The 14,140-nt window shown below is 70.6% G+C and carries 13 protein-coding genes; 6 read left to right on the top strand and 7 right to left on the bottom strand.

What is annotated here, in order from left to right:
- Positions 1 to 34: 34 nt before the first annotated feature.
- Positions 35 to 637 (top strand): suppressor of fused domain protein, encoded by a 603-nt coding sequence (locus C8K38_RS02575; protein WP_097210117.1) that lies wholly within the window; start codon positions 35 to 37, stop codon positions 635 to 637.
- Here the strand turns inward: C8K38_RS02575 and C8K38_RS02580 are convergent.
- On the bottom strand, positions 568 to 1,521 hold the full coding sequence (locus tag C8K38_RS02580) for a LysR family transcriptional regulator (RefSeq protein ID WP_097210118.1): 954 nt from the start codon (positions 1,519 to 1,521) through the stop codon (positions 568 to 570). The two genes, C8K38_RS02575 and C8K38_RS02580, sit on opposite strands and share 70 nt — an antisense overlap.
- Positions 1,522 to 1,637: 116 nt before the next feature.
- Between C8K38_RS02580 and C8K38_RS02585 the strand changes: the two genes are divergently transcribed.
- Positions 1,638 to 1,997, top strand: a complete 360-nt coding sequence (locus C8K38_RS02585; RefSeq protein ID WP_097210119.1) for a YybH family protein — start codon at positions 1,638 to 1,640, stop codon at positions 1,995 to 1,997.
- Between the two features lie 5 nt (positions 1,998 to 2,002).
- Here the strand turns inward: C8K38_RS02585 and C8K38_RS02590 are convergent, their stop codons facing one another.
- Entirely contained in the window at positions 2,003 to 2,620 is a 618-nt protein-coding gene (locus C8K38_RS02590; RefSeq protein WP_143548373.1) for a hypothetical protein, read from the bottom strand.
- Positions 2,607 to 3,386 carry a hypothetical protein gene (locus C8K38_RS02595; RefSeq protein ID WP_143548374.1) on the bottom strand — a complete coding sequence of 260 codons (780 nt, stop codon included), beginning with the start codon at positions 3,384 to 3,386 and terminating at the stop codon, positions 2,607 to 2,609. The genes C8K38_RS02590 and C8K38_RS02595 overlap by 14 nt, the downstream gene beginning before the upstream one ends.
- Before the next feature lie 163 nt (positions 3,387 to 3,549).
- Here C8K38_RS02595 and pta point away from each other — a divergent pair, with 163 nt between their 5' ends.
- The 3 genes from pta (at position 3,550) to C8K38_RS02610 (ending at position 7,532) form a co-directional block, all read left to right on the top strand.
- Positions 3,550 to 5,646 (top strand): phosphate acetyltransferase, encoded by a 2,097-nt coding sequence (gene pta / locus C8K38_RS02600; RefSeq protein ID WP_097210122.1) that lies wholly within the window; start codon positions 3,550 to 3,552, stop codon positions 5,644 to 5,646.
- Positions 5,643 to 6,860: an acetate kinase gene (locus tag C8K38_RS02605; RefSeq protein ID WP_097210123.1), complete on the top strand. Its 1,218-nt coding sequence runs from the start codon at positions 5,643 to 5,645 to the stop codon at positions 6,858 to 6,860. The genes pta and C8K38_RS02605 overlap by 4 nt, the downstream gene beginning before the upstream one ends.
- Positions 6,861 to 6,935: 75 nt before the next feature.
- Positions 6,936 to 7,532 (top strand): dihydrofolate reductase family protein, encoded by a 597-nt coding sequence (locus tag C8K38_RS02610; RefSeq protein ID WP_097210124.1) that lies wholly within the window; start codon positions 6,936 to 6,938, stop codon positions 7,530 to 7,532.
- A gap of 48 nt (positions 7,533 to 7,580) precedes the next feature.
- Here C8K38_RS02610 and C8K38_RS02615 read toward each other — a convergent pair whose 3' ends face one another.
- From C8K38_RS02615 to C8K38_RS02625, 3 genes are all read right to left on the bottom strand, one after another.
- Positions 7,581 to 9,953, bottom strand: coding sequence for a serine/threonine-protein kinase (locus C8K38_RS02615; RefSeq protein WP_373560217.1), 2,373 nt, complete (start codon positions 9,951 to 9,953; stop codon positions 7,581 to 7,583).
- 11 nt (positions 9,954 to 9,964) lie between these two features.
- Positions 9,965 to 10,900 carry a glutamate ABC transporter substrate-binding protein gene (locus tag C8K38_RS02620; protein ID WP_097210126.1) on the bottom strand — a complete coding sequence of 312 codons (936 nt, stop codon included), beginning with the start codon at positions 10,898 to 10,900 and terminating at the stop codon, positions 9,965 to 9,967.
- A gap of 89 nt (positions 10,901 to 10,989) precedes the next feature.
- The gene (locus C8K38_RS02625; protein ID WP_257017021.1) at positions 10,990 to 12,345 is read right to left on the bottom strand and encodes a hypothetical protein; all 1,356 of its coding nucleotides are present in this window, start codon (positions 12,343 to 12,345) and stop codon (positions 10,990 to 10,992) included.
- A gap of 169 nt (positions 12,346 to 12,514) precedes the next feature.
- Between C8K38_RS02625 and C8K38_RS02630 the strand changes: the two genes are divergently transcribed.
- The gene (locus C8K38_RS02630; protein WP_097210127.1) at positions 12,515 to 13,414 is read left to right on the top strand and encodes an NUDIX hydrolase; all 900 of its coding nucleotides are present in this window, start codon (positions 12,515 to 12,517) and stop codon (positions 13,412 to 13,414) included.
- An 18-nt stretch (positions 13,415 to 13,432) separates the two neighbouring features.
- Here C8K38_RS02630 and thiE read toward each other — a convergent pair whose 3' ends face one another.
- Positions 13,433 to 14,140, bottom strand: coding sequence for a thiamine phosphate synthase (gene thiE, locus C8K38_RS02635; protein ID WP_097210128.1), 708 nt, complete (start codon positions 14,138 to 14,140; stop codon positions 13,433 to 13,435).

The following is a 14,140-nucleotide window of genomic DNA, read 5'->3' on the forward strand; positions in this document are numbered from 1 at the left end:
GGGCCGGTAGGCAGGCGCACTAGGCTTGCCGGTCATGGATGCCAGCGACGACGTCATGGAAGCAGCACGCCGGATCGGGGCGGTGTTCGGCGGGCTGCCGCAGGTGCTGCGATTCCGGGCTGCGGTCGATGCGGACACCGACGGCGAGACCCCGGACGAGGTGTCGATCGCGGTCGGGGACGGTTGCCCGGGTCCGGGTTACGCCTCGTACGCGACGCTGGACATGTCCCGCTTCCCGACGAATGTCACCACCGATGACGGCCGGCCGATCCGCACCGAGCTGGTCACGGTCGGGCGCGCCGACTACCGCGCGCTGGCCGACGTGCTCGCGCAGTGCGCCTTCGCGGTGGCATCCGGCTCGTTCCACCTGACGCCGAACTGCATCATCCCGAACGCGATCCGCGAGGTGGACCCGGCGCGGTCGATGAAGCACCTGCTCCTGGTGGTGCCGTTCATCTGGCCGGACCTGGAGATCCTGGTCGACACCGAGGAGAGCGTCGACACCTGGCTGCAGGCGGTGCCGATCAGCGACAGCGAGCTCGAGTTCTCGGCCGCCAACGGGACCGATCAGCTCTTCCGGCGGCTCGAGGCGGCAGGCGCGGACGTGTCGGACATCGATCGCGCGCCGGTGTTCTGACGCGCGGGCAGGCTCAGCCGGGCGTGCGCGACCAGCGCCGCGGCCGCCGAACTGGCCGGGCCGTCCGAGCGCCAGGCGAGCGCGATGCGGCCGCGCAATCCTGGCCGGGTGATGGTGACGGCCCGCAGCGCGCCCGCGTGCGCGTCCGCGACCGTCGTCGGCAGGACGGCCACCCCGAGCCCGCGCGCCGCCAGCCGTGCCAGGACATTCGGGTCGCTCGCCTCGAATGCCACGCGGGGTGTGAATCCGGCTCGGGCGCAGGCGTTGTCGAGGGCGGTGCGGAGGCCGGTACCGCGGGGCAGGGCGATCAGTTCACGGTCGCACAGCGCCTCGAGTGTGACGCTGTCGCGGGCGGCCAGTGGGTCGCTCGGCGGGGCCGCGGCGACGAACGGCTCGTCCACGAGGACGTGAACGGACACCCCCGGTGGCGGCGGTCCGGCCAGCCCGACGAGCGCGACGTCGAGCCTGCCCTCGCGCAGCGCGCCGAGTAGCCGCTCGGAGGTGTCCTCCGAGAGCGAGATACCCACGCCGGGGTGCTCGGCGTGGAAGCCGGCCAGCATGTCCGCCACGGTGACCGTCGGGCCCGCGGTGACCATCCCGACCGAGACGTGCCCACGAATCAGTCCGGCCAGCTCGTCGACGGCGGCCCGCGCCCCAGCCACCGAGGCCAGGGCGGCCCTGGCGTGGGGGAGCACCGCCTCGCCCGCGGCGGTCGGCCGGACGGTGCGGCCCGATCGGTCCAGCAGTTCCTGTCCCAGCTCGCGTTCGAGCCGGCGGATCTGCGCGCTGACGCCCGGCTGGGCGACGTGCACCCGCTCGGCCGCCCGGGTGAAATTCGCCTCCTCGACCACCGCGACGAAGTACTCCAGTTGGCGAAGTTCCATAACCAGAGATTCTAGCTACGAGACAAACCAGTTCTTGGACTTATCGACGCGGTCCTCGCAGGATGGAGTGGTCAGGAACATCAGCTCCGCGCGGAGCGAGAACGAGGGAGACCGCGATGACCAGCCTACGCGAAAAGGCAACCACCCCAGAGGATCTGGCCAGGATGTTCGTCGAGCGAGCCAATGCCGGCGACGCCGCCGGGATCGCCGAGCTGTACGAGCCCGACGCCGTGCTGGCCTTCCCGCCGGGCAGCGAGACCGTGGGACGGGAGGCGATCCGTGCCGTCATCGAGCAGCTCCTGGCGAACCGGCCGCACTTCGAGGTCGAGGAGCCGATGCCGACGGTGCGCAGCGGGGACCTGGCGATGACCTCCACCCGGCCCGCGGACGACACCGGCGGTCGGGTGCAGGTGGTGCGTCGTCAGCCGGATGGGAGCTGGTTGCGGGTCATGGACCGCCCGGAGGCCCGCGGCTGAGTCGCTCACAGACGACGTTCAGGCAGCGGATCGACCGGAATCACGATCGGTGGCCGCAGCTCGCGCCGCACCGAGTACTCCGCCTCCCCGTGCAGCAGCTTCTCGCCGCCGGGAACGGACAGATCCACGGACACCGCACCGGCCTCGCAGTCGACGGAATCGATGGCCCCGAGCCGCACCGCGACCGCCGTCTCACACATGCCGAAGGCGATCCGCAGGTCGAACCCGATCCGGGCGACCTCGGTGCCGTCGATGAGCAGCGCGACCTCCGGCCGGTGTTCGGAGATGACGCGGTAGGGATCGACCAGCATCACCACCTCCTCGCGACCGGGCGAGGCCGCGGTGACGCGCGCAGCCTCGGCGAGGGCCCGGTACTTCTTCAGCCCGGCCAGCAGCAGGGGACAGGGGTCCTGATCGAGGAAGCGCAACGCGGTGGACAGGATGCGGCTGTCGATCAGCCGCAGCGCCGAGCGCGGCACCGCCCGGGTGGTGGACACCCGGTCCGGGGTCATCCCGGTCGGCGGCAGGTGGGGCTTCATGCGCGAGGTCAGGGCGTCGTCGGACTGCTGCCCGAACACGGTGGCGCGCAGGGTCGATCTGGTCACGATCTCAGTTCTGGTCACGGCCGTTCTCCTCGATGAACTGGTGGCCGGCGTCCTCCCGGGGTTCGAGGCGCACGGCATGACCGTGCATCTGCCCCGGCGGCGGTTCGACCGCGACGACGGGGGGCGCCGGCTTCGGCTGGGTGTCCACGTGCTCGGTCGGCCACCGCCGGACTCGCCGGGCCCGCACCACGACCCCGGCGCCCGCGGCCGCGGCGACGGAGGTCAACCCGGCCGTGGCGATCACGGCGACCGGCGGGGAGCCCGCCGAGCCGGGGGTGACGTACTCGTCGGTGGTCGAGATCGGCCGACCGGTGGTGGTAGGCGACCCCCGATCGGGCGTGAGCGTCAGGCGCGGATCCGGTTGCGTCGTGTTCGCGGTTCCTCCAGCCGGCGCACCCGTCGGGCCGGGTGTGAGCGTCGAGGCACCGCGCTGCGGGCCGGCGCCCCCGGTGCCGCCGGTGCTCGAAGGGGCTTCCGTGGTGACCGGGGGGTCCGTCGTTTCGGTGTCCGTCCATGGGGGCGGGCTCGGGATCGTCGACACAGGGGGCGTCCATGTGGGAATGCTGGGGCCAGGCCCAGGGGTCCACTGGGGAATGGTCGGCGGCGGCAGCGGGGGCCATTCCTGTCCGCCCCGCCTTGGATCCGGCAAATCGGGGATGGTGGGCACCGGCAGCGCGGTCGCCTGCGCAGGAGTCGCCTCGAACCCGGGCGCTGTGAGAGTAAACACCACTGCGACGGCCACGCCTGCGAGCACGGACGCCATCGACCAGGATGTAGTTCGCATCGATACTCATCCCCTGTGGCCAAATCACATGATCGGGCCTGAGTACGACATTGCCACCGGGTTCCGGACCGGGCACGCGTAGTCGACTACCCGAGTCCGGCGTGCCCGCGGCCGTGGCTGTGGCCGACGGCGGACCGCGATCCGCACCATTAGGGTGGACGCCATGGCATCCGCGGAGTCGGCAGTCTCGAGCATCTACATCGCCTCCCCAGAGGGGGATACCGGGAAATCGACCATCGCGCTCGGCGTGCTGCAGATGCTCAGCGGCTCGGCCGCCCGGGTCGGGGTGTTCCGGCCGATCGCGCGCTCCACCGACGAGCCGGACTACATCCTGGAGTTACTCCTCGACCACACGTCCGCGGATCTCGGTTATGAGCAGTGCCTCGGCGTCACCTACGAGCAAGTACACGCCGATCCGGAGCTGGCGCTCAGCGAGATCGTCTCGCGTTACCACGATGTCGCGGAACAGTGCGACGCCGTGGTGATCATCGGCAGCGACTACACGGACGTCGCCAGCCCGAGCGAGCTGAGCTACAACGCCCGGATCGCGGTGAACCTGGATGCACCGGTGCTGCTCGCGCTCCGCGGGTCGGGCCGGACCCCCGACGAGGTGTTGCAGCTGGCCCAGATCTGCGCGGCCGAGCTGCGCGCGCAGCACGCCCACCTGGTGGGCATCGTCGCGAACCGCTGCGACCCCGCCCGGCTCGGCGAGGTGACCACGGCGCTGGAGCCGATGGCGGTGCCCGCATGGACCCTGCCCGAGATCCCGCTGCTGGTCGCGCCGACCATGGGTGAGCTGCTGACCGCGGTCGACGGCGAGCTGTACAGCGGGGATCCCGAGCTGCTGCAGCGCGAGGCACTGCACGTGATGGTCGGCGGGATGACGGCCGAGCACATCCTCGAGCGGCTCTCGGAGGGCGTGGTGGTGATCGCCCCGGGCGATCGGTCCGACGTGCTGCTCGCGATGGTCAATGCCCATGAGGCGGAAGGGTTTCCGTCGCTCGCCGGGATCATCATGAACGGTGGCATCGCACCGCACCCGGCCATTGCGAAGCTCGTCGCCGGACTCAAGCCGCGGTTGCCGATCCTCACCACCGACCTCGGGACATTCGACACCGCCAGCGCGGCCGCGCAGGCCAGGGGACGTGTCGGGGTCGGTTCGCAGCGCAAGGTGGACACCGCGCTGAGCCTGATGGAGCAGCGCGTGAACGCGGCCGACCTGCTGGCCCGTCTCGAGGTCGCCAGGCCCGAGGTGGTGACCCCGCAGATGTTCGAGTACCAGTTGATCGAGCGGGCCAGGGCGGACCGCAAACACATCGTGCTGCCGGAGGGCGACGACGACCGGATCCTGCGGGCGGCAGGACGGTTGTTGCAGCGCAAGGTCGCCGACCTGACCATCCTCGGGGAGGAGGGCCCGGTGCGCAGGCGCGCCGCGGAGCTCGGCGTCGACCTGAGTGCGGCCACGGTGCTCGACCCGACGAACTGCGAGTACACCGACCAGTTCGCGAAGGAGTACGCACGGCTGCGGGCGCACAAGGGGATGACCGTCGAACGCGCCCGCGAGGTGATGGCCGACATCTCCTACTTCGGAACGATGATGGTGCAGTTGGGGATCGCCGACGGCATGGTCTCCGGTGCCGCGCACACCACTGCGCACACGATCCGGCCGTCGTTCGAGATCATCAAGACCGCGCCCGGCGTCTCGACCGTCTCGAGCATCTTCCTGATGTGCCTGGCCGACCGGGTGCTGGCCTACGGCGATTGCGCGGTCGTGCCGGACCCGACCTCGGAGCAGCTGGCGGACATCGCGATCTCCTCCTCGCAGACCGCGGCCCAGTTCGGCATCGACCCGCTGATCGCGATGCTGTCGTATTCGACCGGCGACTCGGGCTCCGGTGCGGAGGTGGACAAGGTCCGCGAGGCGACTGTCCTGGTCCGCGAACGGCGGCCGGACCTGTTGGTGGATGGACCGATCCAGTACGACGCGGCCATCGAGCCGACGGTGGCGAGCACGAAGCTGCCCGATTCGAAGGTGGCCGGGCGGGCCACGGTGTTCGTGTTCCCCGATCTGAACACCGGGAACAACACGTACAAGGCGGTGCAACGCAGCGCGGGGGCGGTCGCGGTCGGCCCGGTCCTGCAGGGCCTGAGGAAACCGGTCAACGACCTGTCCCGCGGCGCGCTGATCCAGGACATCGTCAACACGGTCGCCATCACGGCGATCCAGGCGCAGGGCGTCGAAGAAGGGGGTCAGCGGTGAACGGTCCGGTGCTGGTCATTAATTCGGGCTCGTCCTCGATCAAGTACCAGTTGATCGACCCCGACGGCGGCGAGGCCATCGCCTCGGGACTCGTCGAACGGATCGGCGAGCCGGACGGCGTCATCGGGCACCGGCAGGGCGGCACCGACAGCGAGCATCGCGGTCCGATCGCCGACCACGCGGAGGGCCTGCGGCTGGCCTTCGCGATGTTCGCGGAGGCGGGTATGGATCTGACGACAGCGGGCATCGCCGCGGTCGGTCACCGCGTGGTGCACGGCGGCGAGGTGTTCTACCGGCCGACCCGGATCACCGCGGACGTGATCGCCGAGATCTCCCGGCTGTCCGCCCTTGCCCCGCTGCACAATCCGGCGAACGTGGTCGGCATCGAGAGCGCGATGCGGGTTTTCCCCGACCTCCCGCACGTCGCGGTCTTCGACACCGCCTTCTTTCACACGCTGCCCGCGGAGGCCCGGACCTACGCCATCGACGCCCAGGTGGCGGCGGCACACGGGGTGCGCCGCTACGGATTCCACGGCACCTCGCACGAGTACGTCTCCGGCCGGGTGGCGGAGGTGCTCGGCCGGGACAACACAGAGCTCAACCAGATCGTGCTGCATCTGGGCAACGGGGCCTCGGCTTCGGCCATCGCGGGCGGCAGGGCGATGGACACCTCGATGGGGCTGACCCCGCTCGAGGGGCTGGTGATGGGCACCCGCAGCGGTGACATCGATCCGGGCATCGTGATGCACCTGCGGCGCAGCGCGGACCTGGACGTGGACGCCATCGACGACCTGCTCAATCGCGGGTCCGGGCTCAAGGGTCTGTGTGGGGTCAACGACTTTCGCGAGCTCCGCCGCCTCATCGCCGACGGCGACGAGGCGGCCCGGCTCGCCTACGACGTCTACATCCACCGGCTGCGCAAGTACATCGGCGCGTACCTGGTCACCCTGGGCAGGGTCGACACCATCGCCTTCACCGCCGGGGTGGGCGAGAACGCGGTCGAGGTTCGCGCCGACGCGCTCGCCGGTCTCGAGTCGCTCGGAATCGAGATCGACCTCGAGCGCAATGCGGCGAAAGACCGTTCCGCCCGGGTGATCTCGACGGACTCGTCGCGGGTCACGGTGCTGGTGGTGCCGACAAACGAGGAGTTGGCCATCGCCAGGGCCGCGCGGAGCTTCGCTCCGGATGGCGCGGGCGAGCAAGGGCAGCGATGATTTTCGGGCGGCTCGCGGGTCTACATCCCTGAAAGCCCACCAGAGACGAACAACAACCGAAGAGGGGCGAGTCCCATGCGCATCGTTATCAGCGAGTTCATCAGCTTGGACGGCGTCGTGCAGGCACCGGGTGGACCCGAGGAGGACACCGACGGTGGATTCGCCCACGGCGGCTGGTCGCACCCGTTCTTCGACCCGGAGGTGGTCGGCGGTGCGTTCGACGATGCGTTGAGCAAGGCCGAGGCGCTGCTGTTCGGACGCCGGACGTGGCAGACGATGGCGGGGGCGTGGCCCGAGCGGGCCGGTGACCCGTTCGCCGACAAGATGAACGCCATCGCGAAATACGTCGTGTCCGACTCCCTGGCCGAGGACGAGCTGACGTGGGAGAACACCACGCGGATCGCCGGCGACGAGGCCGTTGCCCGTATCCGGGAGCTGCGCGCGACCGAGGGCGGCGACCTGGTGGTCATGGGCAGCCCCACCCTGGTGCGCACCCTCCTGCAGGAGGGCCTGGTCGACGAGCTCCGGCTCATGGTCATGCCGGTGCTGCTCGGCGGCGGGAAGAAGATCTTCCCCGACGGCGGCAAGCTGAACAGCCTCGAGCTGGTCTCCACCGCCATCAGCCCGGCTGGTGTGCACGTGTGCACCTACCGGCCGGTCACGGAGGGCTAGAACCGCGACGGTCCCCGTCCGATCGGGCGGGGACCGTGCGATGCCCGGTCAGATCAGGCTCTTGGGCCGGATCGAGTTGGCGAGGTCCACGAGTACGTACCGGTGTCTGCGGTCCTCGGCGTTGCGCGCGAGGGCCCGCAGCCCGGCCTCGGTGCCCGCGCGCAGTCCCCGTTCGGTGAACGCGACACCGAGGATCGGTTCGTGTTCGGATTTCGCGACGTGGCCGAGCAGCACCCAGTCCAGCGCGGTGCCGAGCACCAGCGTGCGCATCTGCAGGGCCCGGCCCTCGTTGGGCGGCAACGCGTTCACCCGGCGCGCGGCCTCCCTGATGGCGGTCTCGCGGATCTCCTCGAGCGGCCCGCCTGAGAGCAGCGTGAGCACCGAGGTCATCCGGGCGACGTTGAAATGCCGTGAGCTCGGCGGCACCTGATCGAGGGCCGCGATCGCGCCGGTGATGTCGCCCTTGTCGGCCAGCTGCCTGGCGAGCCCGAAGGCGGCGCTGACCATGCTGCGGTCCGTGCGCCAGACCGTTCGGTAGTACTTCTCGGCGAACCTGCGCCATTGCTCGGGTTGGTCGGTGTCCCAGTGCTGCAGAATGAGTTCCGCGGTGGCGGCCAACGCCAGCTTCGGGGCCATCTCGCCGGGGAGCGCCTCGAGCACGGACTCGAACTGGCTCATCGCCTGCTCGTACTCGGCGCCGAGCAGGGAGGCCATGCCGCCATACCAGTCAACCCGCCAGTTCGATCCCTTTGCCGCGCTGAGCGAACCGAGCACCCGAGACGCCTCGGTCGCGTCGCCGAGGTCGAGGTGTGCCTTCGCCTCGGCCAGCGCGATCTCGGCGGTGAACCCCGCACGGCCGTCCACCGTTCGCTCGAGCCCGTTCGCCCTGGCGTGGCGGATGGCGTCCAGGGTCTGATCCGGCTCGGCGTGCACCGCGGCCGCGAGCAGGGCGGCGCTCGGGTCGGACGGGTTGATCAGCGGAACGGCCAGCGCGGCGGTGATGTCACGCCCCGACATGGTCGGCTCGTGCTTGCGGCCGTCGACATAGACATCGGTCTGCCGTACCACTTCCTCGGTCCCGAAGGTGGTCCGCTGCGGGCTGAAGAGTTCGGAGAGCCCCGGACGCTCCTCGTTGGTCTGCTGGGCCAGGGTCTCACGGAGCACCCCGGTGAGCTGGCTGGCCATCTCCTCCGCGGAGCTGAACCGGTGATCGGGATCGGCGGCGGTCGCCCGCAGCAACAGCCGATGGAAGGACTCGTACTCGGCGATCAGCGGTGCCTGCTCGGGATCGGGCAGTCCGTCGAGGTATTTGCCTTTGGCGGAAGGCATCTGGAGGCTGAGCACGGCGAGGGTCCGGCCGACCGTGTAGATGTCGGAGGCGATGGTCGGACCGGTCCTGAGGATCTCCGGCGCCTGGTACCCGGGAGTGCCGTAGAGGTAGCCGTAGTCCTCGATGCCCGCGACCGCGCCCAGATCGATCAGCTTGAGCTGATCGTCGGTGATCATGATGTTCTCTGGCTTGAGGTCGTTGTAGACCAGGCCAACCGAATGCAGGTAGCCGAGCGCGGGCAGGATCTCGAGCACGTACGCCATCGCCTGTTCGACCGGAATCCGTTCCGGCCGTTTGTGAGTGCTGAGTACGTCGCGGAGCGAATGCCCGGCGACGTATTCCATGACGATGTACCCCATCGGGCTGCCGTCGGGCCGTGGATGCTCGACGAAGTTGTAGATCTTCACGATGCTCGGGTGCGCCACCTCCGCCAGGAACTGCCGCTCGGCGAGCGCGACGGCCTGCGCCTCGGCATCCCCGAAGTGCAGCAGGCCCTTGAGCACCACCCAGCGATCGCTGACGTTGCGGTCGATCGCGAGGTAGATCCAGCCGAGCCCGCCGTGCGCGATGCAACCCTGCACCTCGTACTGACCGCCGACCAGGTCGCCGGGACCGAGCAGCGGAGTGAAGTCGAAGATGGTGCCGCAGGAGGGGCAGATCCCCGCGGACGCCGCGGGTTCGGAGTGGCCCTTGCGGCCGACCGGCTTTCCACATTTCCAGCAGAACCGCTTTTTCTCCGGCACGACGGGATCGACCATCACCGCGTCGGCGGGCTCGACGGCGGTGACCGGCGGGACCTCGACCAGGCCGGCGCCGAGGCGGCGGCGCACACTTGTCCTCGACCGTTGCGAGCGACTCCCTCGCCCGGTGGTGCGGGCGGGCGCGGTCGATTCCGGTGCGGTCGCCTGGGTGCGGCCGGACGCTTCCGGTACGGACGCCTGGGTGCGGCCGGAGACATCCGGTGCGGAGGCCTGGGTGCGGACGGACGGCTCCGGCATCGAGGCCTGGGTCCGCATCGACCGTTCGGTCGGCGCGGACGGCGGCTCCGGGACCGACGGCTCCGGTCCCGGATCTCCTTGCGTTCCAGCCATTGTCTCCGCTTTCAGTCCAGGTAGTGCGGGACCGGTGGGCCCGGCGACGGCCCGAGTACTCTCAGCCATCGATCGTAGATCCGATTCCAGGTGCCGTCCCGGCGCATCCGCTCCAGGCTGCCGTTGACCATCCGCACCAGGTCGGCGTCCGACTTGTTGATCCCAATCCCGTACGGTTCCGAGCTCAGGCTCTCGCCCACGATCTCCAGGTACGGGTCCTGTGCCGCCAGACCGGCAAGGATCGAGTCATCGGTGCTCACCGCGTCGACCTGACGCTGCTGCAACACCACCAGGCAGTCGCCCCAGTTCGGGACCGTCACCACGGTCGCCTCGGGTTGCACCAGTTGGATGCGATCGACGGAGGTGGTGCCCTCGGCCGCGCAGACCCGCTTGCCCGCCAGATCGGCGGCGCCGGTGATTCCGGACCCCTTGACCGCCAGCACCCGCTGCTTGGCCTCGAAGTACACCGTGGAGAAGTCGACCTTCTCGCGGCGCTCGCAGGTGATCGTCATCGTCTTGACCACCGCGTCGACCGTGCTGTTCATCAGCGCCGGGATGCGGCCGACGGAGGGCAGGATCCGGAACTCCACACGGTTCGGGTCGCCGACCAGGTCGCGTGCCAGCTCGCGGGCGATGTCGGCGTCGAAGCCCTCGATGGCGCCAGTCGCCGGATCGCGGAAGCTGAAGAGGTTGCTGCCGGTGTCGAGGCCGACGATGAGCCTGCCCCTGGTCTGGATCTCGGCGAGGGAGGCGCTCGGCGGCGGCGGTTCGGGCGGGACGCCGGGGAAGGGACGCAGGCTCGCCGTCGGGTCCCCACAGTTCGCCCCGTTCGTCGGGGGCCCCGTCGGCGGCGGCGCGATCGTGGCCCCCTCGGGCAGGGGAGGTTCGGTGTAGCCGCCGGTGTCCGCGACGATGCCCGGCTCGGCCTGCGTGCAGCCGGCCGTCATCAGGGACGCGGCGACGAGCAGGACAGCCCCGGCGGTCCGCCACCCCTGTCGCGTCGGGCGCCGCCCGGCCGATCCGGATGCAGGGCTCGTCACTGGTACTCCCGAAGCCGTGGCCACAGGCCGACCCCGACACCGGCCGCGGCCACGGCAGAGAGCACGAGCGCACCGGATCCGAGGCCGTACAGGGTCGAGTGGGCGCGGTCGATATCGGCGCGCAACTCGCTGCGGGTCGTCACGATGGCGTCGTCGAGCGCGGCGTCGGCCCTGGCGAAGTGTGCCGTCGAGTCCTCCTCTCCTGGTCCGGTGACCACGGCAGCTGCCCCGGCCCAGTCGCCGTTGTCGAGCAGGCGCTGCACCCGCTCGTGCGCGGCGGACCAGTCCTTCTCGGCCTCGGCGGCCTGGCTGACCAGATCGGTGGCCACCTTCACGCGGCCGTCATTCGGATACTCGGCCAGGATCTCTTCGAGGCGTGCCAGGTGCGTGCCGAACGCCTCCGCATAGCCGCCCTTCACGTCGCGGCGAACGAGGCCGAGGGTCTCGTCGGCCCTGGCCTGCTGCGCGAGGATGCGCCCGGTGGTCAGCTGCATCAGCGGCCGGGCGCCCTGCTCCAGGGCCCGCCCGGTGGAGGTCGAGGAGATCAGCCCGGCGATCAGCAGCCACCCGAGCAGCGCCGCGATCGCGACGGCGGACAGGATCAGTCCCGGGTTCAGCATCCGCCGGGTCCATCCGGCGAGCAGGACCAGGCCGACAACGAGGGCGATCAGCGACAGCAGGAGCAGGCCGATCGCCAGCCAGGGCGGGGTGGCGAACTCGTCCTGGTTCTGCACGACGGACTCCGCCTGCTGGCTGTGCAGTTCCTCGGCGATCGGGAGCAGGGTCGACTGCATCATGGACGAGGCCTCGCGCAGGTACGCGGTGCCGACGGGGTAGCCGCTGCGGTTGTAGGACCGGGCCGTCTCGATCAGGCCGGTGTAGACCGGCAGCCCGGTGGACAGCTCGGTGAGCAGCCGCTGACCCGACGCGTTCGTCGCGATGATGCCGCTCGACGCGCCGATCAGGTCGGCTGCTGCCTCGCCGATCGACTGCGTGTACCGGTCGCGGACCACGGCCGGTTCGATGCCGCCGAAGATGAACGCGGTGGTGGCGGCGGCGTCCGCGATCGAGAGGGAGCTGTAGAGGTTCTGGGTGGCGTTCGCCTGGGGCTCGACCTGGTTGAGCAGCGTGTCGAGGGTGCGCTGCCGGTCCGCGACCTGGATGGCGGCGACGGTGCCCGCGACCAGTGCCACCACGATCAGCGCGGTCCCGAGCGCGAGCATCTTGGCGGGGGTCGTCCTGAGGAACTCGGACAGCCGGCCGTATCGGCCCTGCGGATCGGCAGACCCGACGGACCGCGGCGCGAGATCATCGCCGAGCGGTTCCGTCGACGGTGCTTCCCGAACGGCCACCACGCACCCTTCCCAGCTGGCCCGGATGCCAGTCAAGGGGGAGCATATAAGCAGTAACTGAGCTTTGTTGTGCGTGACTGGCCTAAGTTCGGTCGTGAACGAGTTGACGAGGCGTGAGGGACCGCGTGGGGTGTGACGTGGCCGGATGTGGGGCAGGTGAACGAAGTCGATGCGCGGTGACGGGGACGGCTGGGCCAAGAGCGATGACGGAATTCGGCATTGGGGCAAATTCGGCGCGGCGGGGCTGCTGCTCCGCGCTCCCACGGCCGACGGAACCCCCACCGTGCTCCTGCAGCACCGCGCCCAGTGGAGTCATCAGGGCGGCACCTGGGCCCTGCCCGGCGGTGCCCGCGACAGCCACGAGTCGACCGTCCACGCCGCCATCCGCGAGGCCGAGGAGGAGGCCGGCATCCCCGGCTGCGAACTGCGGGTCCGTGCGGAACGGGTGACCGCCAACGCCAGCAGCGGGTGGAGCTACACGACGGTGATCGCCGACGCGGCCGGTCCGCTGACGACGGTGCCGAACGGTGAGAGCACGGAACTGCGCTGGGTGCCCGAGGACGAGGTGTCTGGGCTGCTGCTGCACCCGGGATTCGCGGCGAGCTGGCCGCAGTTGCGGAGCACACCGGTCCGGCTGCTGCTGGACACCGCGAACGTGCTGGGTTCGCGGCCGAACGGCTGGTGGCGGGACCGGGCGGGGGCGACCGGGGAACTGCTCGCCGCGCTGGCCGCGACGCTGCCGAGGACCATCGAGCTGCCGGACGGCGGATTCGGCTGGCTGCCGCGGATCGAGGCCGTCCTGGAGGGTCAGGCGCGCACCGTCACCGCGGTGGACGCCCGGGTGCCCGTGCACGTGGCCGCGGGCAGCGGGGACGACGAACTGGCCCTGCTGGCGGGCACGGGCACGGAGTTGGCGATGGCTGCGGGCGGCGGCGTCGGACACCCGGCCTTCGGTGGTGTCGACCAGCACCTGACCGCCGTGGTCACCGCGGACCGTGGGCTGCGCGAGCGCCTGCCGGAGACGGTCGTGCAGCTGTCGCCGTCGACTGTGCTGGGGTGGCTGGACTGAGTCCGCGCCGCGTGCCGACTAGCGGCGGACGGCGTTGCGGGCCAGGGCGTCGGCCAGTGAACGGGCCGCCGCCTGGGGGTCACGCGCCTCGGTGATCGCCCGCACCACCACGATGCGCTCGGCCCCGGCCTCGAGGATCTCGGGCAGCCGCTTCTCGTCGATGCCGCCGATCGCGAACCACGGGCGGGTCGGGTGCGAGTCGGCGGTCGAGCGGACCAGCTCGATGCCCGAAGCGGTCCGGCCGGGCTTGGTCGGGGTGGCCCACACCGGTCCGGTGCAGAAGTAGTCGACGTCGTCCTCGATGGAGGCGAGCTGTGCCTGCGCGCGGCTGTGCGTCGAGCGGCCGATCACCACGTTCGGGCCGAGGATCCGGCGGGCGTAGTGCACCGGGAGGTCGCCCTGGCCGAGGTGCAGGACGTCGGCGCCCGCGGCCAGCGCCAGGTCGGCACGGTCGTTCACGGCGAGCAGCGCGCCGTGCCTGCGGGCGGCCGCGCCGAGCTCGGCCAGCGCGCCCAGCTCCTCCTGGGTCTCCATGGGGCCGAGCTTCCGCTCGCCAGCCGACCCCTTGTCGCGCAGCTGGATGATGTCGACGCCGCCGGACAGCGCGGCCTCGGCGAACTTCGCGAGGTCGCCCTTGTCACGTCGGGCATCGGTACAGAGATACAGACGGGCGGTGGCGAGGCGTTCTCTAGGGGTGAGGTGCCTGCCGGAATGCGAGGGGTGCAC

The organism is Rhodococcus sp. OK611, assembly GCF_003050885.1.
Lineage (GTDB): Bacteria > Actinomycetota > Actinomycetes > Mycobacteriales > Mycobacteriaceae > Rhodococcus_G > Rhodococcus_G oryzae.